A 21,771-nucleotide genomic window follows, 5' to 3' on the forward strand; every position below is an offset into this window, starting at 1 on the left:
AATAACATATACAAAAAATAAAAAATGATACCTATACAGTTATGCAGCTACTTGATAAATCATCATCCAATTTTTTATACCAACAGGTTATTGACTATGTTGAAAAACAAGAGAAAAAAGGTGTTTTTCGAGCGGGCGATAAACTGCCTAGTTTACGTAAATTGAGTAAACAATTAGACATTAGTGTACCTACTGTAAAACAAGCTTATATTGAATTAGAACGACAAGGGGCTATTTATGCACGTCCTCAATCGGGCTATTACCTGAAGGCAAAACAAGTGCGTACTTTGTTACCTATGAGAGACCGTTGGTTACATTCTTCTCCCGCTGAATTGCAATGTAGGAGTCTTATTGAACAGGTTTACGCGGCTATTCATTTACCTAATACGGTTGCTTTAGGGCTTTCAAATCCAGTAAATACTCATCCGCCAGATAAGGCTTTATCTCGTTTAATGAAAGGTGTTTTGAGTCGAGTATCAGAAAAGTCGGTAAGCTATGGGCCTGTAAATGGTGATTCAAAATTACGGTTGAGCATCGCACTACGTTATCAAGAACAAGGTGTAGCTGTTAACTATGACGATATAATTATTACCAATGGTGCTCAAGAAGCGTTATCTATAGCATTGCAATGTGTTGCGTCAAAAGGTGATGTTATTGCCGTAGAGTCGCCTTGCTATTTTGGGCAATTAGAATTGATAGAAAGTTTGGGGATGAAAGTTGTTGAAGTATATACCTGTACTGAAAATGGTGTTTGCTCAACAGAATTAGAAAAGGTACTTAAAAAACATAAGGTTAAAGCCTGTTTATTTACAACTACGGTAAATAATCCTTTAGGTTCAATGATGACCAATGCTGAACGTAAGGACTTAGTCGAATTAGTTGAAAAATATAATATTCCGCTGATTGAAGATGAAGTTTACAGCGAGCTTTATTTTACCGAAGAAAAACCAAAACCTGCAGAGTTGTATTCAAAAAAAGGCTTGGTACTGACTTGTTCTTCTTTTTCTAAAACAGCTGCGCCAGGCTATCGTATTGGTTGGTTATTGGCAGGGCAGTACGAAGAAAAAGCAAAAGGCATTAAAAGGTCGCAATCTTGTGCCACCTCAATGCTACCGCAATGGACATTAACTGATTATTTAATGAGTGGGGAGTACGATAAGCATTTGCAGATTTTACGAAGAAAATTGCAATACAACAGCGAACGTATGCGAGCATTAATCACTGATAAATTTCCTAAAGAAGTGTGTATTTCGGAGCCTAAAGGCGGTGGTGTTTTGTGGGTGAGATGCCGTTCTCATGTTGATACAGAGAAGCTGTTTCATGAAGCGATTGAAAACGGAGTAAGCTTTGCTCCTGGAGCTATTTTTTCAGCATCTAGAAAATATAATAATTTTATGAGAATAAGTTTTGGGGTGCAGTGGAGTGATGAGGTTGTTAAAGCCATAACTACGTTAGGTGGTATTGTGAAAAAATACTCTCAAAAATAAAGTAGCCTGAGTTGAATAAATGCACAGCGGGAATAGGATGAGTTACTTTATATGCTCGACCTTTTAAGGTGTTTGAGTTTTATTATTTTCAGCGTCTTTTGCTAGCTGGGCTTGTTGTTCTTTCCAAGCTTTACGTTCTTCATAATAAAAATCCCATACACAGGGGCTACAACCACTTTCGCAACAAGCGCCATCTGCAGGCGGTATGGGCTTCTCTAATAATTTGGTCATAATTTACCTCAAAATAATGTCGACCTATTATAAATAAAAAACCCTGCAAAAGCAGGGTTTCAATAAAGCTTAATGTTGGTGTTTATTCACTTTCAGAAAGTTTCTTTTCTAAATAATGAATATTTGCGCCACCATTAACAAAACCTTGATCATTTAAAATGTCTTTATGTAAGGCTATGTTAGTTTTTATGCCGTCAATAACTAGCTCGCTTAATGCATTACGCATTCTAGCTATAGCTACGTCTCTATTGTCACCGTAAGTAATTAACTTACCAATCATAGAGTCGTAATAAGGCGGTACTGAATAATCTGCATAAATATGAGAGTCCCATCTTACGCCCATTCCCCCTGGAGGGTGGAAACGTGTAATTTTACCCGGTGAAGGTATAAAAGTACGTGGATCTTCAGCATTAATACGACATTCAATAGCATGACCAGAAATTTTAATATCATCTTGAGTGTAAGATAATGGCTGGCCAGCAGCTATACGCAATTGTTCTTTAATTAAGTCAACACCCGTGATCATTTCTGTTACTGGATGCTCAACTTGAATACGTGTATTCATTTCAATGAAGTAGAATTCGCCATTTTCATATAAAAATTCGAATGTACCTGCACCGCGATAGTTAATTTCGATACAAGCTCTACAACAACGCTCACCAATTTGCTGGCGCATTGCAGGCGTAATGCCTGGTGCTGGCGCTTCTTCAACAACTTTTTGATGACGACGTTGCATTGAACAATCACGCTCTCCTAGATGAATTGCTCCACCTTGGCCATCAGCCATTATTTGGATTTCAACATGGCGTGGATTTTCTAAATACTTTTCCATGTAAACCATGTCGTTGTTAAAAGTGGAACGAGCTTCACTTTTAGTTAACTGTATTGATTCAAGTAATTCATCTTCAGATCGAACTACTCGCATACCACGACCACCGCCGCCGCCAGAAGCTTTAATAATTACAGGGTAACCAATACGCTTACCATGAGCTAAGTTAGCTTTATCATCATCAAGTAAAGGTCCGTCTGAACCTGGAACACAAGGAACACCAGCCGCTTTCATTGCTTTAATCGCTGAAACTTTATCACCCATTAAGCGAATACTTTCAGCTAATGGTCCGATAAAAGCAAAACCAGATTTCTCAACTTGTTCAGCAAAGTCAGCGTTTTCAGCTAAAAAACCATAACCCGGATGGATAGCTGTTGCATCAGTAACTTCAGCCGCAGTGATAATAGCAGGGATGTTTAAGTAACTATCCATTGCTGAAGGTTTACCAATACATATTGTTTCATCAGCTAAAAGCACATGCTTTAGGTTTTTATCTGCAGTTGAATGAACGGCAACAGTTTTAATACCAAGCTCTTTACAAGCTCGTAATATTCTTAATGCAATTTCGCCTCTATTAGCGATAACTACTTTATCTAACATGAAAATACCCTTTTTGGTTGGGCTTATTCAATGATGAATAGCGGTTGGTCAAATTCGATAGCATCTTCGTTTTGAGCAAGTATTTCTTTGATAACACCTGATTTGTCTGCTTCAATTTGGTTCATCATTTTCATTGCTTCAACAATACATAAAGTGTCACCAGCGTTTACGTGCTGGCCTACTTCAACAAAGGCTGGTGAATCAGGTGATGCTGACGCATAAAATGTTCCAACCATAGGAGAACGAATAGTGTGACCTGATACAACTGGAGCTGCAGGTGCGGTTACTGCTGCAGGAGCCACAGGAGCGGCAGCAGCAGGAGCAGCAGAAGGTTGTGCATATTGAGGTGCTGCTGTATGTATAACAGATGCTCCACGGCTAATTCTTACAGATTCTTCACCTTCAGAAATCTCTAATTCATTAATGCCTGATTCTTCTACAAGCTCAATAAGTTTTTTAATTTTACGAATATCCATTGTTTGTACCTTTGTTCATTTTATAAATAAGTAAAAAGATAAATTGTAGTAAATCGTTACAAATTATCATTGAATTTTTAAGTGACTATTTAGCCGTTTTATTTGTGAGCCACGAATGAGCTGCGCTAAGGGCGTACTCATAACCATTTGTACCTAAACCACAAATGACACCAACGGCTACATCTGATAAGTAAGAATGATGTCTAAATTTTTCGCGCGCATGTACATTAGAAAGATGCACTTCGATAAAAGGGATGCTGACTGACAATAACGCATCTCTTAGTGCTACACTTGTATGAGTAAACGCTGCAGGATTTATAATAATAAAATCAATCTTGTTATGCGCGCTATGAATTGTATCAATAAGTTTATATTCAGCATTTGATTGTAAATGAGTTAGGTTTATATTTTTATCAGTTGCTGATTTTTTTAGCTGACCAACAATATCATCTAAAGTTGCAGAGCCATAAATTTCAGGTTCTCTTTTACCTAGCATGTTTAAATTAGGGCCATTCAGTAGTAAAACATTAAACTTTGTAGACATTGTCTTTAAAATAACCATGATATTGTAATATATGCTTATCATTACATACTTAACTACAGGGTTAAAGATAATTTAGTAAAAATTACTAACTTTCGGTATTTTGGCGAATATTGGCTATTTTTCGATGAAGTTAACCTGTAAGTACTGGTATAACCACTTAGCATAAAAAATAAAGTATATTGTTTTTGCTTTTATGTGTTTCTTTACTAAAATTATTAAAGGAATGTATAACCCTTAATCTATTGATTTATAATGTATTGCATTCATATTGATTGTCAGTGCATAATCTCAAATCCTATGTGTTTTTCGATAGTGATATTTATAAGGATATTGTTATTATTCAATTATTTCTTAAAATTAGCATGTTGTTACTAGCGTTGATTTGCTTTAAATCGCATAGCATGCATGTTATTACTCATCACTCGGTTAAGTTAGAATCTCTTTCTTCTTCACAACTTCGTAGAATTTATTCTATGAGACAAATACGTTGGCCAAATAATGAAGCGATTGTGGTATATGTTTTACCTAGTCAACATCCCGTTCATAAAGTTTTCTCAAAAGATATGCTACATATTTTTCCATACCAGTTAGACCGAATATGGAATAAATTAACCTTTTCGGGGTTAGGTGTTGCACCAAGAATAGTTAAATCTCAAGCAGAACTAATACATGCTGTTAGCACTACACGTGGTGCAATAGGATATGTTGAAATATTGGATAAGGAAAAACAGCATGTCAATGTTATTAACATTACGGAATAAGTGGGTAGAGTTTGTGAATAAAGGATTAATAACAATTGTTATTTCTGGTTATTTTATTATGACAGGCTTTGCTTATGCTAATGAAATTGGTGGTAGCGAAGATATTCAAGTGCATGGTTTTGTTGCACAAGGTGTTATTGATGTAGATGGCAGTGATTTTGTTAGTGATGATCAAAAAGTATCATTAAGGCTAACGGAAATAGGCTTGAATGCGTCTTATCAATTAACTTCAGATATCCGTTTGGCGGGTCAAGCTGTTTATCTTAATGGTGGAAATCGGTACGACGAGGGGGTAAGAGTTGATTATTTACTCCTTGAATGGGCTTTGCACAATACACAAAACTGGCAAACAAAATTATATTTAGGTCGCATTAAAAATTACCATTGGTTGTATTCAAGTACGCGCGATGTGCCTATGACGAGGCCTAGCATAGTACTACCTCAATCTGTGTATTTTGATGGTACGCGTGATATGTCTATTGGTGGTGACGGAGGCGCAATTGCTACACGCTATTCCCATGAGAGCTTAGGTGATATTGATGTTACTGCGAGTATAGGCATTTCTCCTATTTCGAAAAAACAAACTACGCTTTTAATGGGAAGTACATCAACAGGACTCTTGACTCAAGAGAATGATTTTCAAGGTAGTATTTATTGGACCCCTACGTTATCCCAATGGAAGTTTGGTTTAGCTACAACCAATGCTGATTTTACCTATGAAAACGGTATCAAGGATAGCTTTATTGATGGGGGATTAGACTTAGAAAGGTTTTATGCTAATGCTGAATATCAAGCTGAAAACTGGACATTCAGCGCAGAAATCCTGCAAGAAAACATAAAACTTCATGGTTTGCTCTTCCCTGAGTTTATCAACGACTCAAAGGGTCAAGGTGGTTATGTTCAAATGCAATATAATATTACACCTGAGTTGCAACTTTTAGGTCGATATGAACATTATTATGCTAATAAAGATGATAAACATGGCAGGCAACTTGAGTTGAACTCTGCTGGTGCGGTACCACACTATTTTGGTTATCAGTATGATATGACCGCAGGGCTTAAATATAGAATTGCATCCAAGGTTGAATTACAATTTGAACATCATTGGATGCAAGGCACTGCAAGACTAACACCTGTGTTAATACCTGAGCCGCGTATAAATAAAGAGGAATACTGGCAATTGTGGGCTCTGCAATTAATGTATTGGTTTTAAATAATGAAACAAATATTTATTCGGGTTCCTACTAAATTACTGCTACTCATTATTGGCACTTTACTGCTATTAAGTGCCGGTTTTTCTACTATATCGTTATCACGGTTAAATGCTGAATTTCAATCTTATCAAGCCGAAACCCTCATCCAAGGGCAAGAGCAATTTAAATTACATGAAAAAAACTTAAGAGAGAATCTGAGAGTATGGATTGAATCTTTTGCTGATGTAGTACATCTCCAAGAAAAAAATGATTTTATTGATTTAACAAAAGAAATATCAAAACAGTTTGATGCGCTTCAGTTACATCATAATGTTGAAAAGATGTGGTTAATTGATAGTAAGAAAAATGTTTTATATAGCTCTAGCATAACGCCAAACTATGTTTTAGATAGTGTAAATAAAACCTTAGATATTCAAGAGCCACAACATTTATTATATTGCCAGGTTTATTGTGAGCAATTGCTCACGGTTCCATTACTTAATAAAAAAGGTGACATGGTTGTTGTTGCTTTGGCCGTATCATTAGTTGATATGATTTACGCGATAAATCAATCAATAAAAAGTGAAATTGCTATTGTTAGTTTTTCAAAAAGTGATCAAGCAAAGTTACATGAAGCGCAATTTTTATCTGCTTCAGACATAAAATTAATGAGAACATTATTTGCTCAACAAGAACAGCAAATTAGTGTTGAAGAAATCAAAGCAATGGGGGTGCAAGTAGATGTAGACTCCCATAGTTATTTAATTAACTTAATGTCTTTAGCAACTAATAATCAACGAGCTTATTACATGGCGCTTATTGATGATGTAACGCCTATCACATCTGAATATAAACAATACCGTTATCAATTTTTACTTTCTGCCGTTTTAATTTTTGTTACCTTAGCTGGGCTTGTTTATTTTGTATCTAGTCCTTTAACTCATCGGTTAATTGTTTTATCTAACGCCTTACCATTATTAGCTCGTAAAGAATTTGACCAATTTAGACGTATTAAATTAAAACGAAAAAGCTTTTTTTCTGATGAATTAGATATTTTAGCTGATGCAACAAGTGAATTGAGTTATGAACTTGAGCAGTTAAACCTAGAGGTAGAGCAAAAAACTAAAGAATTAGAAAATATCGCCATGTACGATCTGCTCACAGGATTACCTAATCGTAATATGCTTAATTATCAATTACGTAAATCTGTAGCTAACCTTTCACAATTTAAACATAAAATTGCTGTTTTATTTTTAGATTTAGACGACTTTAAAAAAGTAAACGATAGTCATGGTCATGGTCAGGGTGACCGTTTATTGATTGAAGCTGCAAATCGAGTACGGTTAAGCATTCGTAACGTTGATGTTGCATGCCGCTTTGGTGGTGATGAATTTGTTGTTGTTTTAGGAAAAATAGACAACGTAGAAGAAGCCGAAGCTGTCGCTGAAGAAATTCTTCAACGCTTTAAAACACCTATAAAAATAGGCAGCAGCATTTTTTATGTTTCAACCAGTATAGGTATAGCCTTTACCGAAGACAAAATGATCAAGGCAGAAGAATTAATTAGTTATGCAGATATTGCCATGTACGAAGCGAAAGATAATGGCGGTGCTCAATATCATGTTTATCACTCTGAAATGTATCAACGAGTTGCTCATAGAGTAATGCTTGAGGGTGAAGTAAGGCAGGCATTGGCTAAGAATCAATTTAGTTTAAGCTTACAACCACAACTTGTAGCAAAAACTAAAAGAATATATGGCTTTGAAGCGCTGTTACGTTGGCAGCACCCTTCAAGAGGAATGATTTCTCCAGATGATTTTATTCCTATTTTAGAAAATTCAGCTCATATGATTGAGCTAGGTTATTGGATCATCCGTCGTTGTTTTGAATTGGCTGTTGCGATTAAAAAAAATGGGTTATCTGATGCAAGAATCGCTATCAATTTATCTGCAGGACAATTTGTTGATCAAAATCTGCCTAATTTTTTACAAGGTTTATTAGTTGAATTTTCAATTTCAGCTTCTCACTTTGAGTTAGAACTTACAGAGCAAACGCTCGTTAAAAACGTTGATCATACCATTCGCATGATGGAAGTATTAAAAGGGTTAGGCTTTAGTTTTGCGATAGATGATTTTGGTACGGGCTATTCGTCTTTGGCTTACTTAAAGCAAATGCCTGTTGATGTAATAAAAATAGATAAAAGCTTTATTTTTGGCATGTTAGAAAACCATTCTGATTATCAAATTATTATGTCGACAATTGCTATGGTTAAAAACTTAGGTTTAACTGTTGTGGCTGAGGGGGTTGAAACAAGTGCTCAGCTGAGAAGTTTAATGCAAAACGATTGTGATTTAATTCAAGGCTATTATTTCGCAAAGCCTATTCCAGAAGCTGAGATACTTGATTTTATTGACGCACATATTGTTGATAATCATTGGAAAACTAAAGCGGGATAAGTAAGGTTTCTTTATTGCTTTAAGACGCTATTTAACCTGAAGTCGATCTAAGAGATATTTAACGCAGAAATTAGGAAAAATAGTTGCTAGAGAAGTATTTGTTAAGCTGAGTTCAGGTTATTTATACATTAAAACGGTAAGCTAATAACACTTACCGTTACCTGTTTCAACACGCTACAATATTCTATTTACCAATGCAGAAAAGTCTTTGGCATCCATAAAGCCTGTTACTCGGTTTTGTGTTAACTCATCACCATTGGTATTAAAAAACAAAATAGACGGCAAGCCAAACACTTGGAACTTGTCCATCAATTCAACGCTCGAATCAGAACCTGTATCCGTTAAATCAATTTGTATTAACACTGTATTTTTAAGTGCTGTTTTCACAATAGGAGCACTAAAGGTATAGTGTTCAAACTCTTTACAGGCAATACACCAATCGGCATATAAATCTACCATGACTGTTTTACCTGCCGCATTAGCCTCTTTAACTTTTTCTTCAAGTTCTTTTAGGCTAGCCACCATAACAAACTTGTTTTCCTCATGAGATTGTTGAGCGCCTTGTTCTTCATTTGTTGAACTAACTGGCTCTTGAGATGAGCTAATAGGTGTCGTATCAATTAATTTATAGGCTTGCATAGCGCCATAAAATAACGCTAAGAAAATAAATAAAGAACGAACGCCGTGCCAAAAATTAACCGGTGTTGATTTATTGGTAACGTAAAAATAAGTCGCTGTTGAAAGTAATAACGCAATCCAAAGTATTTGAATAACAAGTTCAGGAACCATACGTTCTAATAAAAAAATAGGAACCGCTAACAGTAATAAACCAAATATATTTTTAATTACATTCATCCAAGCGCCAGCTTTAGGTAATAATTTACCGCCAGAGCTACCTAAAATTAATAGCGGTAAGCCCATTCCTAAACTTAAGGCATATAAAGCCGAGGCACCTAAAACAATGTCACCTGTTTGAGAAATATAAAGTAACGCGCCAGTCAAAGGCGCGGTTGTACAAGGTGAGGCAACTAAGCCTGAAATAATCCCCATAGATACAACACCTAAAATAGAACCACCTTTTTGGTTATTGCTCATGTCATTTAATTTGTTTTGCCAACTACTCGGTAAAGCTAAGTTAAATACACCAAACATTGAAAGGGCTAAAAATATAAATAAAATGCTTAAACCTATTAATACTGCAGGCGCTTGGAAAGCAGCTTGAAACTGAGCACCGGCTAGTGCGACAACAATACCTAATATAGTGTAAGTAACTGCCATGCCTTGTACGTAGAAAAATGACAGAGTAAATGCTTTTTTAGTGGTTAATTTATTGCCTTGGCCAACAATAATTCCCGTTAGAATTGGGTACATTGGAAACACACAGGGCGTAAAAGATAACAATAAACCACCAATAAAGAACGCCACTAAAGTTAGCCATAAGCTGTCTTGTTTCAGCATGTCAGCTAATTGATGTTGCTCACTTTTGTTTTCAGGTGTGTTGTTTGAGCTTGTAGTCGTTTGAAGGTTATCATTATATTGATTTAAATAAATCGTTTGCTTTGCTGGTGCATAACAAAGTCCTTTTTCTGCACAACCTTGATACCTTACGGTAACAATAGGGTTTTCTTGTGTACTTTCTACATCAATATTAAAAGCTAAGTTACCCGTAAATATCTTTTGTACACCAAAATATTCATCTTCATGGTCTTCGCCGGTAGGTAAAACTACATCAGAAATACTGGCTTCTTCAGTTTTAAATTTAAATTGATGACGATATAAATAATAACCTTCAGCTATGTCAAAGGTCACATTAACTTTGTTACCTTCTTGATGGAAATTAAATTGAAAAGCTTCATCAGGTAGTAAAAACTCATCGTCATTACTAAATAATGAGGGAGAAGAAACATCAAAAATAGATTCTTGTGCACTTACTTGTGCAGTTAACAGAAATAGGCTGATAAAACCTAGCAAGAAAGTGGAACTCATTTTTTTCATAATCACGATTCAGTAGACTCTTTAATCCAGTGTCCAATATTTTTTATTGCCTTGCTGGATGTTCATGGCAATAATCTTAAGTACTTTATAAAAACGGTTAGCTCAAAACTACGTCTTTTATATTAAGAAAAACTTAAGTTTTCTATTTTATTTCAATAAATAAAGTTTACGCTATTGTATTTACTCTGTGTAGTTACAAATGTAACAGACAATAACCTTGCTTGAAAAAGACCCGATAAGCCCCATATAAGTTTCATTAAATAATATTGAGGCTTCCATGTTTAGATTCTTATTCCTTTTGTTTATTGTTATTCCCATTATTGAAATAGCCTTGCTAATGAAAATAGGTGGGTGGATTGGTGTATGGCCAACGATCACTATTGTTATAGTAACAGCTTGGCTGGGCGCTAAAAATGTCAGGCAACAAGGGCTAGCAACGCTAAGCTCCTTACAAACTAAAATGGCCCAAGGCCAAGCGCCGTCTGAAGAAATAGTTTCAGGGCTTATGTTATTAATCGCCGGAATATTATTAGTTACCCCTGGTTTTGTTACCGACATATTTGGATTGTCGTTATTAATACCTGCCTTTAGAAAAAGTATTGCTAAAGCATTTCAAAAGGTTATGCCGGTTCAAACTTATGCGAGTGGTGGTTTTCAACAACAAAGTAACTATCATCACGAGCAGGCCGTGAATGACGATTTTTCTTCAGAAAGTGAGTCTCCATCAAAACCTTCAATTCATCAAGGTAAAATATTAGATGGTGAATTTGAACGTAAAGAATAAAAATTTTCAACGTGGACTTGTTAAGCATTAATTCGACCCCATCTTTGAAACAACAAAACTTATAACCCCTTATTAACCAAACAATCTCAGGAGAGAAAAATGAGTATTCGTCCATTACATGATCGCGTAATTATTAAACGTAAAGAAGTAGAATCAAAATCTGCTGGTGGCATTGTATTAACGGGTAGTGCGGCAGAAAAATCTACTCGTGGTGAAGTTGTTGCTGTAGGTAAAGGCCGTATATTAGAAAACGGTGAAGTACGTGCATTAGACGTAAAAGTAGGCGATCAAGTTATTTTTAGTGAAGGCTACGGCGTAAAAACTGAAAAGATTGACGGCGAAGAAGTATTAATTCTTAGCGAAGCTGACATTTTAGCGATTGTAGAATAAAACCAAAATTCAATGTTGTTACCTTTAAAGTAGCAGCATCGAGGGGCTAATTTACTCAAGTAAATTCAGCACTTCATCTTTGTAATTAAGCGAAAAAGAATATTCTCAAAGCGGCTTAACTACATAAATTTAAAATTAATTTTTTAATAAAATAAATTATAGGAATAAATAACATGGCGGCAAAAGACATATTATTTGGTAACGACGCACGAGTAAAAATGCTACGTGGTGTTAACATTTTAGCAGACGCAGTAAAAGTAACATTAGGCCCTAAAGGTCGTAACGTAGTATTAGACAAATCATTTGGTGGCCCAACAATCACTAAAGATGGTGTATCTGTTGCGAAAGAAATCGAATTAGAAGATAAATTCGAAAACATGGGCGCACAAATGGTTAAAGAAGTCGCGTCTAAAGCTAATGACGAAGCAGGTGACGGTACAACTACTGCAACTGTTTTAGCACAAGCTATTGTAAACGAAGGTTTAAAATCTATCGCTGCAGGTATGAACCCAATGGATCTTAAGCGCGGTATTGATCAAGCAGTTATCGCAGCTGTTGAAGAACTTAAAAAGCTTTCACAAGCATGTACTGACAACAAAGCCATTGAGCAAGTAGGTACTATTTCTGCAAACTCAGATGCAACTGTTGGTAAAATCATTGCTACAGCAATGGAAAAAGTAGGTACTGAAGGTGTTATTACTGTAGAAGAAGGTCAAGCACTAACAGACGAGCTTGACGTAGTAGAAGGTATGCAGTTTGACCGTGGTTACCTTTCTCCATACTTCATCAACAACCAAGAAAGTGGCAGCGTTGAATTAGAAAACCCATTTATCTTATTAGTTGATAAAAAAATCTCTAACATTCGTGAACTACTAACAACATTAGAAGGTGTTGCTAAAGCAGGTAAACCTCTTCTAATTATTGCTGAAGATGTTGAAGGCGAAGCACTAGCAACATTAGTTGTTAACAACATGCGCGGCATTGTTAAAGTTGCAGCTGTTAAAGCACCTGGTTTTGGTGACCGTCGTAAAGCAATGTTACAAGACATCGCAACATTAACTGCGGGTACAGTGATTTCAGAAGAAATCGGAATGGAACTTGAAAAAGTAACATTAGAAGATTTAGGTCAAGCGAAGCGTGTAGTTATCTCTAAAGACAATACAACAATCATTGACGGTATTGGCGAAGAAGTTGACATTCAAGCACGTGTTGCACAAATTCGCGCTCAAATTGAAGATACAACGTCAGATTACGACAAAGAAAAACTTCAAGAACGTTTAGCAAAATTAGCTGGCGGTGTAGCCGTAATTAAAATTGGTGCTGCTACAGAAGTTGAAATGAAAGAGAAAAAAGCACGTGTTGAAGATGCGTTACACGCAACTCGCGCAGCCGTTGAAGAAGGTGTTGTTGCTGGTGGTGGTGTTGCATTAGTTCGCGCTGCTGAAGCAATTAAAGATCTTGAAGGTATTAACGAAGATCAAACACACGGTATCAACGTAGCGATTCGTGCGATGTCAGCTCCATTACGTCAAATTGCAACTAACTCAGGCGACGAAGCTTCAGTAGTTCATAACGAAGTACGTAACGGAACAGGTAACTACGGTTACAACGCTGGCGATAGCACATATGGTGACATGTTAGCTATGGGTATCTTAGATCCAACTAAAGTAACTCGTAGTGCATTACAATTCGCAGCGTCAGTTGCTGGCTTAATGCTAACTACCGAAGCTATGATCACCGATGCACCAGTTAAAGATGCTCCTGCAATGCCTGATATGGGCGGCATGGGTGGTATGGGTGGAATGGGCGGCATGATGTAATTATGCTTGTTTAAACGGTTAACTTCATCGTTGCTTTATAGTTCGTTTAAGAAACACTAAACGTCACTATAAAGCGCCTTGAATTAAACCGTTTACTCGGCGCATAAATAGCACTAGCTACTTAAGCTTATATCTAAAAAAACCTGCTCCGGCAGGTTTTTTGTATTTAGGGTAAATTAAAGCAAGTGAATGAAGATAGAAGTGGAAGCTAACTTTCATGGCTTGTTATTTTATGAATGCGTTGAAAATCGTCTTGAGCGAGTTTGGAGAAATTGAATACAAGGTAAACATATTTGGTTAATGCTTTGGCTCAGGCAACAGCAATGTTGTGCTATTTGACGCCATCGAATTACCAAAACAACAGGGTGGAATATCCATCACATTGTTGAACGGGTAAAAGGTGGTAGTAATGAACTGAGTAACTTGGTGTTGTTGCACCCTAATTGTCATAGGCAATTGCATTGTAATAGGAGGTAAATGTTTCTGATCTGGATATTCTCTATGATTATTTGACTTTAAATAATACAGTCCAAGTAGAAAGAATAAATCAATAGGAAGCCATTTATGATGAACTACAAACTGAAAGATAAATATTATGACACGCTAACCTTTTTAATCTCTAAAGGAGAGTGTATTACAAAGCTTACTGGCAAAGATTCAGATAGTGTGGATAAAAATATACTAAATAATCTGCATAGAGAGAAGCTTATCAATGTGTCTTATCAGAATGGATACAGTGATATTATTTATTTTGAAAGTTTATCTGTATCGTTGAAAGGATACGACTTTGTGTCTCAATACGAGAAGGATAATGAATTTTGGTACAAGAAAGTTTTACGTTGGGAAAACCTTAAAAGAGGTATGGAACTAACTAAATTCTTTGGTTGGGTAATCATATTTTTAACGGGATTCCTATCGGGAAAATATTTCGGTTAAAGTCACTGGTCTCTACTCAGGTGCTTATTTATAAAGGCTTGAGCCGTATGCGGGGAAATTCGCACGTACGGTTCTTAGGGGAGGGGTGATTAGTAATGCTCGCTCCTTACCCGACATTTATGCTTGATTAAACGGTTAACTTCTTCGTTGCTTCATAGTTCGTTTAAGAAACACTAAACGTCACTATAAAGTGCCTTGAATTAAACCATTTATTCAGCGCCTAAATAGCAATTTGTTACTTAACGCTTTAATTAAAAACCTGCTTCGGCAGGTTTTTTGTATTTATTTTCTAATTATCAAACTTGAACTATGCGCATATCATACGCATAATGTGAAAGGGCAATAGTTGGAGTGTTAATTATGAATATTACTTTAGGTAAAGAGTTCGAACGAAGAATTACTGAAAAAGTATCTGAAGGTTTATATACCTCAGCAAGTGAAGTGATCCGTGATGGGTTGAGGTTGTTATTTGAAAAAGACAATATTCAAAATCAACAGCTTGAAATATTACGCGAAGAAGTCGCTAAAGGTTTTGAACAGCTAGCTGCGGGCGAATCGTCAAATCACAATGTCATGGATATATTTGAACAAGCCTCTCTTTCAGTAAAACAAAACTCTGAAAGTAAGAGCGATAATGCCAACCTATAGGCTTTCTCCTTTAGCAGAAGAAGATTTATATAAAATAATCTCTACGACGATTAGTTCATGGGGTACTTAGCAAGCAAAAGAGTACGCACAGAATATAGATGCCGCCTTAATAAAACTTGCACAATACCCTGACTTCGGTAGAGAAAGAAATGAAATTTACAATGGTGCTAAAAGCTTTCCTGTAGAAAAGCATATAGTGTTCTATCAAGTCAGTGATAACGGTCTTGATGTTGCTCGTATTCTTCATCAACGTATGGATCCCTCAAAGCCTTTGTAATGTAGTGGTCAACTAATTTTGGCCACGGATTTGTATGGTCACTTACTTACTATAGTCTGTGGGGAATGCTCGGACAACCTCAAAAGGTAAGCTTGTTTTTTAGAAAATATCCGTAGCGGCTTCTCTTTTTTAAATGCTAGAATAGTCGTCACGTATTGAGTGAAGTTTGTTCATTTATTTTGAGTATAACTTCAACAGGATTAGTTTTTTAAAGGAATAAACCATGCCAAATAATATAGCCTTATGCTACAGCAGTAGTAACAATAGCACCTACCCAGTAGACTCAAATAACAAACAAGCCTTTACCACTTTCCAACAAGATAACCCACACCTTAATGGCACTTTTATTTCTGCTGGTACGCCTTTTATTATGCGCACGGATAGCAGTAACGACAACACTAATGCCAGTAACTGGCGACAAGAAAGGCCTGATTTAGTGTGTGCGCTTAATCAAATGCAAGCTTTACCACAACACGCCAAACGAAATATTGCTGCAATGGACAATCTCTACGGCAGTGAAAACCTACAAGCTCTCGCCGACTTTTATCAAGCTGAATTAGCCCCTATGATACGTAATCAAAGTATAGGAGCAGTAGGTGCCGCTGCAACGGCCTTTGATACGCGATTAAGTAATTTCTCTAAAGCAGCGAATAAGCTTCAATAAGCACTAGAGAAAGTAAGAACGGGCGCACAAGCAAAAATCCCTAAAGTGCAAATGATGATGCTAGAGCAACACGCACGTACACTTGGTAAAGACTTTAATCTTAAATTTCAAGCGGAATTAAATAAATACGTGGGTCGTGTAAAAAGCAAACGAGGTTCTGTTTACAGTAATATTGAACGCGGTATCAATAAAGCAAAAAGTGGCAAAACCATAAAACCGATTCAGTTTACCTCTACCACTTCCTTTAATAATTTACGTGCTTTTCAAAAAGGCGTTAATGTCCTTGGTAAAGGATTAATTGTGCTTGATGCAGGTGTACGTGCAGGCCATGTACACACAGATTATTTAGCTGGGCGTAACTGGCAAAAACGCGCGGCGGTTGAAACGGCTGGATTTGGATTTGGTACTGCTGCTGGCTTAGTTGCAGGTGCAGCGACAATAAAAGCAGGTTTAGGTATTGCTTTGCTAGCCACACCTGTTGGCTGGGTGGTTATCATTGGCGCTTCGATAACAGTTGGTATTTTGGCGGCTAAAAGTGGTGATATCGCAGGGAAATGGGCAGCAAATGAAGCCTTTGATATAGGTGACTGGCTAAACAGCCTATAGAGGGAGTTATGTCAGAACTATCAACTGAAAATTGGATGGCTATATTGTTCTTTGTTGTTCTTTGTATGTGGTGTCTTACTACTTTGTTATTTGGCCGCATTAGCGTTAAGCATATCGAACGTGAAATGAAAAAAGAAGGCATACTTCCACCTGTGTGGGATAAAGGCATTGGTGGAAGAATTATTATGTATGCAATGGTGATCACGGCTAAAAAAGCAGTCAAAAAATCACCTGTAGATGATGAAGCTATACTTCGCCATATCCGTCCAATAGATAAAAAGCTGGCTTGGCTCTATCTTATAGTTACCACTACCATTTTTGTACTTATGTTTATTGTTGTTTATCTATATGGCCCTGAGAGTTAACAAAGTAAGCAGGTCTTTATATGATAGAAACTCAAGCTTTAATTGGTTTTAATTAATATGGGTGAGATTACTATAGAAGAATGGATGGCAATATTGTTTTTTATTGCCTTTCTCGTCTGGGGAGGGGCTACGTTTTTGTTTGGTCGTATTAGCGTTAAACATATAGAACGTGAAATGGAAAAAGAAGGTATATTACCACCTGAATGGGATAAAGGTATTGGCGCTAGAATGATTGCATATGCAGGAATTATTATTTTACCTAATCTCAAGCGGCATGCTTCTCTTGTTAACATAGAGGCGACTATGCGCTTTAGTCGAAAAAAGGACAAAAAGTACGCTTTATTATATGTAATTTCTATGCTTACCCTCCTTATCGTTGTTTTCACTATTGCTTATCTATACAGCCCAGATAGTTGATAATGTCGGTTGATAAGTGCATTAAATTCCCACGAATTTGATATTATAGCTGCTAATTAAACTTATGACTTAGGTAGTTGACTAAATAACTTGTAAGTGAGCATCTATGTCTGAATTATCAGCTGAAAATTGGATGGGGATTGTTTCGGTTTTTTCCATTTTTATGTGGGGTATTTCTGTTCTCTTATTCGGACGTATTACCCTAAGCATATAGATCGTGAAATGGTGAAAGAAGGGATATTAACACCTGAGTGGGATAAGGGGATCGGTGGAAGAATTATTATGTATGCAATGGTGATCATCACTAAAAAAGCAGCCAAAACATCACCGGTAGATGATGAGGCCATACTCCGTCATACTCGACCAAAAGATTATACGCTTGCTGCATTTCTTATTGTCTCTTCAGTATTTTTTTACTGTTTTGATTGTGTTTTATTTCTTTTTCGCGCCTGACGATATATGAAATTAATCGGTATTAATACGCAGGGCATGTAAAAATACGGCAGAATGATAAAGCTTATTCAACTTACTTCTATTGCTTCTTTTCAGAATTTTCGTGCTTTTGAAAAAGGCGTTAATGTCCTTGGTAAAAGGTTGATTGTGCTTGATGCAGGTGTATGTGCAGGCAATGTGCATACTAATTAACCTCAGCTCGGGATAAGCAAAGTTACTCAACAAGCTATTTTTATGCCTAACTTCGTTGAATTTATTACTAATAGCTAGCTATTAGATAGAAAAATTCGCCTTGTTATACAAAAAAATATCAATGTTGAGAGACTAATATAACTTAGGAAAACAACAGTACAGGTTAAGTCTTTGATAAATAAGAATTTTAATTCATTATCTAACATTCATTAACCCGAGTTGAGGTTAATTATTTAGCTGGGCGTAATTGGCAAAAACGCGCGGTAATTGAAACGGCTGGATTTGCTATGTGATTTCAGCCTTTATTTTATCTTATATTCGAAAAAAAAATTAAATAACCTCAGCTCGGGATAAGCAACGTTACTCAACAAGCTATTTTTATGCCTAACTTCGTTGAATTTGTTAGTAATAGCCAGCTATTAGATAGAAAAATCCGCCTTGTTATACACAAAAATATCAATGTTGAGAGATTAATATAGCTTAAGAGAATAACGATACAGATTAAGTTTTGATAAATAAGGGGTTTAATTCATTCTCTAACATTCACTAACCCGAGTTGAGGTTAAATAGTCGAAAAAATCGAGGTGTATGTTGTTATGTAGCTGTGTTTTCGACTACTCGCTTACTTATTGGCGGCATTAACAATTTCAAGAATTGCAGGGTGTTTTAACCTTCGCTCTGGAGAGATAATATAATAAGCTTCTTTAATTTCGTCTGTACGACCAATTATTTTAACTCCGTACTTATCTGCAACGTATTCTTCAATAAGTGTAGGGCTGCTAAACAGACCAAACCCCGTTTGACCAAAAGCTTTCATTAAAGCACTATCGTCAAATTCAGCAACAATATTCGGCGCAATATTATTCTTTTCTAACCAAGAGGATAAGCGTGTTCTCACCGCAGATTTTTTACTCTGCATAAGCCAAGGAAAATCAGATAAAATTTCAGGGAACGCTTTATTACAGTTTTTCAATAAGGATTTAGCGGCAAAAAAAGTAAAACCACTTTCAGTAAGTAGATGATTGTATGCTCTTACATAGCTGCCTAACTGAAGTGATTGATCGGTTAAGATACAATCAATCTTATTGACTGATAAATCTGCCAGTAAGTGATCTTGATCTCCTTCTACACATATTAGTCGAACGGATTCACTCATTTTTAGTACTGGTGCTAGTAATTCGTATGCTAATACTTTAGGTATAACATCGGTTATACCCACAGTGAATGTGTGCCATAGGCTAGGTTGTTTTCTTTTTAAAATATTTTTAACTTCATCTCCTAGTTGAAAAATCTCCTCAGCATAGCTGTAAATGAGTGTGCCCATTTCAGAAAGTGATAATGTCTTGCCTTTGCGCTCAAATAAGTTAACACCAACTTGCGCTTCGAAATTAGTAATTTGGCCGCTTATTGTTTGCGGTGTTAGGTTTAGCCTTACACTTGCTTTGGTGATACTTCCTTCGGTAGCGACAATATAGAAATAATAGAGATGATTATAATTTAGAGGACTCATAATTTATTGTCAGATTTATTCGATGATAAGTGAAATAATATTCGAATTTACCTACAATCACAAGTGGGCTATAAGTAATGTAAGGCTAATTAAACTAATCTCTGGATAATTATGACACTTTATAAAAAACGTTCTTTATCATTCGTTAATTTACAGTCATTTCCTATAATGAGTAGGTTAAAAAGTAGTAGTTTAGTTGTTGCTATAATGATGTTATTTCTACCTATTTCTTCGTTAGCTAATGAGGGAGATAAGCTAAATAAGGAACAAAACTTACTTAGCTCTTGTCATGCTTTTAAAACTGCTACGAATAATACTCAAACTTTACCCTGTATTAATTATATTGAGGGTTTCCTAAATGGTGTGTTGAACGCGAATAATAGCAATGTTGAAATTTTACTAGAAGACAATAATAAATCAGACACATTAGTCGAGAGAGCGTACGCTAACAGAGTAGGTAATAAAGCACGGACAAACTCTAAACCTATAGATTATGCTTGTTTATCAATGGAGAAGTCTAAAAAGTATATTATTGAAAATCTTTCCAATAGCTCATTGAGTACTATTCATACTCTCGAACAGCTAAATGCTCGTTTAGTTTATATTTTAGAAACATCATGCTCTGCTGAAAATAAAAAAAATAACTAATGAAAATCGATATACAAAATCGTTTAACCGAAGAAGAGCAATCGATGGAAGTGCATATTCAGCAAAAACTTAGATTGGCGCTGTCAAAGATGGCTTCGTATATCTCGTCGATCACCTTTATTTTATCTGACGTTGTTCAAAATGGAAAAGTTGAAAAGCATTGCTCGTTAACACTGTCACTTTACCGTATGCCAAATATAGTCATTGAGGAAACTCAAACTGATCTCTATTTCGTTATTGACCGTGTTATCCAAAAAGCGACTAGAAGCCTTTCACGGAAACTTTCATCGTAAAAAGTAGCTAATCATTATTTATTTTAACGAAGTAACGTTATGAAAATGGTTTTTATTGAGGGTTTATGAAACATACAATTAGTTTATTTATTACATTATTAGCGTTTTGGCTGCTTAATTCGGGTCATTACTCGCTATTGATTTTATCCCTTGGATTAGCATCTATAGTATTAACCTTAATTATTGCTCATAAAATGGATGTGGTTGATCAAGAATCGCAACCTCTGCACCTAACACGTAATATATTTGGCTACTATATATGGCTTATCAAAGAGATTATTCAAGCAAATATCACTGTTGTTAAACATATTTGGCTTGGAGAACAGAGTATATCACCCACCCTAAAGAAGATAAAAATCAGTCAGCAAACAGATATGGGAAAAGTAATATATGCCAATTCTATTACCTTAACTCCTGGTACTGTTGCTATCGACTTGTTTGAAGATGAAATTATTGTACATGCCTTGTTGTATAAGGATATTGAATCGTTAGAAGCCGGTGAAATGGATCGCCGCGTAACTATGTTGGAACGCTAATGTTAATTGCTGCTACGCTCGCTATTTTTGTCGCTATGATTTTAGCAATCATTAGAGGCATTGCTGGGCCAACTTTATACGACCGTATTTTAGCGGTAAATATGTTTGGTACTAAAACCGTGTTACTTATTTCTTTATTAGGTTTTGTAATGGGCAGACCTGAATTTGTGGATATTGCCATAGTGTATGCACTGATCAATTTCATCAGTGTTATCGGAGTATTACGTTACTCAGATACTAATCAATTTAAACATACGCCTAATGATGATGAATCGATAGAAAAGGAGCTTTAAATGGATATTGTAATAACTATAAGTAGTGGCTTCTTTTTATTAGTTGGTGGCTTTCTTTGTATTTCAGGCGGTGTTGGTCTTTTACGTTTTCCTGATTTTTATACGCGCATGCATGCCGTTGGTGTGACAGATACCTTGGGTGCCGGAATGATTTTGATAGGGCTTATGATACTTAGCACAGATTTATTAGTGCTTGCTAAGCTAGTTATGGTGTTGCTTTTAACATTACTTATTGGTCCTACAACAAGTCATGTTTTAGCTAAAGCCGCGTTTCATAATGGTTTAAAACCTCAAAAATTAAATAATCAGGAACAAAATAATAATAAGGAGATATCCTCATCGAACCCTTAATTAATATTATTTTACT

26 protein-coding genes and 1 pseudogene are annotated in these 21,771 nt (G+C 36.0%); 21 read left to right on the forward strand and 6 right to left on the reverse strand.

Translation table 11 applies throughout. The features are described from left to right. Positions 1 to 41: 41 nt before the first annotated feature. On the forward strand, positions 42 to 1,487 hold the full coding sequence (locus ACM9HF_RS16160; protein WP_473611294.1) for an aminotransferase-like domain-containing protein: 1,446 nt from the start codon (positions 42 to 44) through the stop codon (positions 1,485 to 1,487). Positions 1,488 to 1,550: 63 nt separating this feature from the next. Here the strand turns inward: ACM9HF_RS16160 and ACM9HF_RS16165 are convergent, their stop codons facing one another. The 4 genes from ACM9HF_RS16165 to aroQ form a co-directional block, all read right to left on the reverse strand. Further along, the gene (locus ACM9HF_RS16165; protein WP_473611298.1) at positions 1,551 to 1,718 is read right to left on the reverse strand and encodes an oxidoreductase-like domain-containing protein; all 168 of its coding nucleotides are present in this window, start codon (positions 1,716 to 1,718) and stop codon (positions 1,551 to 1,553) included. An 82-nt stretch (positions 1,719 to 1,800) separates the two neighbouring features. Further along, the gene (gene accC, locus ACM9HF_RS16170) at positions 1,801 to 3,147 is read right to left on the reverse strand and encodes an acetyl-CoA carboxylase biotin carboxylase subunit (RefSeq protein ID WP_473611302.1); all 1,347 of its coding nucleotides are present in this window, start codon (positions 3,145 to 3,147) and stop codon (positions 1,801 to 1,803) included. A 23-nt stretch (positions 3,148 to 3,170) separates the two neighbouring features. After that, positions 3,171 to 3,623 (reverse strand): acetyl-CoA carboxylase biotin carboxyl carrier protein, encoded by a 453-nt coding sequence (accB, locus tag ACM9HF_RS16175; protein ID WP_473611305.1) that lies wholly within the window; start codon positions 3,621 to 3,623, stop codon positions 3,171 to 3,173. A gap of 85 nt (positions 3,624 to 3,708) precedes the next feature. Then, on the reverse strand, positions 3,709 to 4,167 hold the full coding sequence (aroQ, locus tag ACM9HF_RS16180) for a type II 3-dehydroquinate dehydratase (protein WP_473611309.1): 459 nt from the start codon (positions 4,165 to 4,167) through the stop codon (positions 3,709 to 3,711). 473 nt (positions 4,168 to 4,640) lie between these two features. Between aroQ and ACM9HF_RS16185 the strand changes: the two genes are divergently transcribed. From ACM9HF_RS16185 to ACM9HF_RS16195, 3 genes are read left to right on the forward strand one after another with little or no spacing between them, the layout of a single operon-like run. Beyond that, positions 4,641 to 4,928: a hypothetical protein gene (locus tag ACM9HF_RS16185; RefSeq protein WP_473611312.1), complete on the forward strand. Its 288-nt coding sequence runs from the start codon at positions 4,641 to 4,643 to the stop codon at positions 4,926 to 4,928. Continuing rightward, positions 4,900 to 6,141 carry a porin gene (locus tag ACM9HF_RS16190; RefSeq protein WP_473611316.1) on the forward strand — a complete coding sequence of 414 codons (1,242 nt, stop codon included), beginning with the start codon at positions 4,900 to 4,902 and terminating at the stop codon, positions 6,139 to 6,141. Before ACM9HF_RS16185 ends, ACM9HF_RS16190 begins: the two co-directional genes overlap by 29 nt. Before the next feature lie 3 nt (positions 6,142 to 6,144). After that, the gene (locus ACM9HF_RS16195; RefSeq protein ID WP_473611320.1) at positions 6,145 to 8,577 is read left to right on the forward strand and encodes a putative bifunctional diguanylate cyclase/phosphodiesterase; all 2,433 of its coding nucleotides are present in this window, start codon (positions 6,145 to 6,147) and stop codon (positions 8,575 to 8,577) included. Positions 8,578 to 8,751: 174 nt separating this feature from the next. Here the strand turns inward: ACM9HF_RS16195 and ACM9HF_RS16200 are convergent, their stop codons facing one another. Further along, positions 8,752 to 10,572 (reverse strand): protein-disulfide reductase DsbD, encoded by a 1,821-nt coding sequence (locus tag ACM9HF_RS16200; RefSeq protein WP_473611324.1) that lies wholly within the window; start codon positions 10,570 to 10,572, stop codon positions 8,752 to 8,754. Positions 10,573 to 10,849: 277 nt separating this feature from the next. Here ACM9HF_RS16200 and ACM9HF_RS16205 point away from each other — a divergent pair, with 277 nt between their 5' ends. The 12 genes and pseudogenes from ACM9HF_RS16205 (at position 10,850) to ACM9HF_RS16260 (ending at position 17,932) form a co-directional block, all read left to right on the forward strand. Further along, entirely contained in the window at positions 10,850 to 11,356 is a 507-nt protein-coding gene (locus ACM9HF_RS16205; RefSeq protein ID WP_473611328.1) for an FxsA family protein, read from the forward strand. 99 nt (positions 11,357 to 11,455) lie between these two features. Beyond that, complete coding sequence (locus ACM9HF_RS16210) at positions 11,456 to 11,746, forward strand: co-chaperone GroES (RefSeq protein WP_076419823.1); 291 nt, start codon at positions 11,456 to 11,458, stop codon at positions 11,744 to 11,746. A 173-nt stretch (positions 11,747 to 11,919) separates the two neighbouring features. Next, positions 11,920 to 13,566, forward strand: coding sequence for a chaperonin GroEL (groL, locus tag ACM9HF_RS16215; RefSeq protein ID WP_473611332.1), 1,647 nt, complete (start codon positions 11,920 to 11,922; stop codon positions 13,564 to 13,566). A 348-nt stretch (positions 13,567 to 13,914) separates the two neighbouring features. Beyond that, positions 13,915 to 14,043 carry an HNH endonuclease gene (locus tag ACM9HF_RS16220; RefSeq protein ID WP_473618321.1) on the forward strand — a complete coding sequence of 43 codons (129 nt, stop codon included), beginning with the start codon at positions 13,915 to 13,917 and terminating at the stop codon, positions 14,041 to 14,043. Positions 14,044 to 14,130: 87 nt separating this feature from the next. After that, the gene (locus ACM9HF_RS16225) at positions 14,131 to 14,502 is read left to right on the forward strand and encodes a hypothetical protein (RefSeq protein WP_473611335.1); all 372 of its coding nucleotides are present in this window, start codon (positions 14,131 to 14,133) and stop codon (positions 14,500 to 14,502) included. Positions 14,503 to 14,862: 360 nt separating this feature from the next. Beyond that, the gene (locus ACM9HF_RS16230; RefSeq protein WP_473611339.1) at positions 14,863 to 15,150 is read left to right on the forward strand and encodes a type II toxin-antitoxin system ParD family antitoxin; all 288 of its coding nucleotides are present in this window, start codon (positions 14,863 to 14,865) and stop codon (positions 15,148 to 15,150) included. 82 nt (positions 15,151 to 15,232) lie between these two features. Then, a pseudogene (locus ACM9HF_RS16235) lies at positions 15,233 to 15,427 on the forward strand (type II toxin-antitoxin system RelE/ParE family toxin); the annotation flags it as partial. A gap of 223 nt (positions 15,428 to 15,650) precedes the next feature. Further along, the gene (locus ACM9HF_RS16240) at positions 15,651 to 16,091 is read left to right on the forward strand and encodes a hypothetical protein (RefSeq protein ID WP_473611343.1); all 441 of its coding nucleotides are present in this window, start codon (positions 15,651 to 15,653) and stop codon (positions 16,089 to 16,091) included. Between the two features lie 45 nt (positions 16,092 to 16,136). After that, on the forward strand, positions 16,137 to 16,697 hold the full coding sequence (locus ACM9HF_RS16245) for a hypothetical protein (protein WP_473611346.1): 561 nt from the start codon (positions 16,137 to 16,139) through the stop codon (positions 16,695 to 16,697). Between the two features lie 8 nt (positions 16,698 to 16,705). After that, positions 16,706 to 17,062 carry a hypothetical protein gene (locus ACM9HF_RS16250; protein ID WP_473611350.1) on the forward strand — a complete coding sequence of 119 codons (357 nt, stop codon included), beginning with the start codon at positions 16,706 to 16,708 and terminating at the stop codon, positions 17,060 to 17,062. Positions 17,063 to 17,119: 57 nt separating this feature from the next. Continuing rightward, entirely contained in the window at positions 17,120 to 17,479 is a 360-nt protein-coding gene (locus ACM9HF_RS16255) for a hypothetical protein (protein WP_473611353.1), read from the forward strand. Between the two features lie 222 nt (positions 17,480 to 17,701). Continuing rightward, positions 17,702 to 17,932 (forward strand): hypothetical protein, encoded by a 231-nt coding sequence (locus ACM9HF_RS16260; protein ID WP_473611357.1) that lies wholly within the window; start codon positions 17,702 to 17,704, stop codon positions 17,930 to 17,932. Positions 17,933 to 18,746: 814 nt separating this feature from the next. On the opposite strand, the gene nhaR is transcribed toward ACM9HF_RS16260, so the two are convergent. After that, positions 18,747 to 19,634: a transcriptional activator NhaR gene (gene nhaR, locus ACM9HF_RS16265; protein ID WP_473611360.1), complete on the reverse strand. Its 888-nt coding sequence runs from the start codon at positions 19,632 to 19,634 to the stop codon at positions 18,747 to 18,749. A gap of 111 nt (positions 19,635 to 19,745) precedes the next feature. On the opposite strand from nhaR, the gene ACM9HF_RS16270 reads away from it, so the two are divergent. The 5 genes from ACM9HF_RS16270 (at position 19,746) to mnhG (ending at position 21,755) form a co-directional block, all read left to right on the forward strand. Next, positions 19,746 to 20,282, forward strand: a complete 537-nt coding sequence (locus ACM9HF_RS16270) for a hypothetical protein (protein ID WP_473611364.1) — start codon at positions 19,746 to 19,748, stop codon at positions 20,280 to 20,282. Further along, positions 20,282 to 20,575, forward strand: a complete 294-nt coding sequence (locus ACM9HF_RS16275; RefSeq protein WP_473611368.1) for an HPF/RaiA family ribosome-associated protein — start codon at positions 20,282 to 20,284, stop codon at positions 20,573 to 20,575. The genes ACM9HF_RS16270 and ACM9HF_RS16275 overlap by 1 nt, the downstream gene beginning before the upstream one ends. A gap of 65 nt (positions 20,576 to 20,640) precedes the next feature. Beyond that, positions 20,641 to 21,111, forward strand: a complete 471-nt coding sequence (locus ACM9HF_RS16280; RefSeq protein ID WP_473611371.1) for a Na+/H+ antiporter subunit E — start codon at positions 20,641 to 20,643, stop codon at positions 21,109 to 21,111. Beyond that, positions 21,111 to 21,404, forward strand: a complete 294-nt coding sequence (locus ACM9HF_RS16285) for an MrpF/PhaF family protein (RefSeq protein WP_473611374.1) — start codon at positions 21,111 to 21,113, stop codon at positions 21,402 to 21,404. The genes ACM9HF_RS16280 and ACM9HF_RS16285 overlap by 1 nt, the downstream gene beginning before the upstream one ends. Continuing rightward, positions 21,405 to 21,755 (forward strand): monovalent cation/H(+) antiporter subunit G, encoded by a 351-nt coding sequence (mnhG, locus tag ACM9HF_RS16290; protein WP_473611377.1) that lies wholly within the window; start codon positions 21,405 to 21,407, stop codon positions 21,753 to 21,755. Positions 21,756 to 21,771: the final 16 nt, after the last annotated feature.

Origin of the sequence: Colwellia sp. RE-S-Sl-9 (assembly GCF_048296855.1) — a bacterium.
Taxonomy (GTDB): Bacteria; Pseudomonadota; Gammaproteobacteria; order Enterobacterales; family Alteromonadaceae; genus Pseudocolwellia.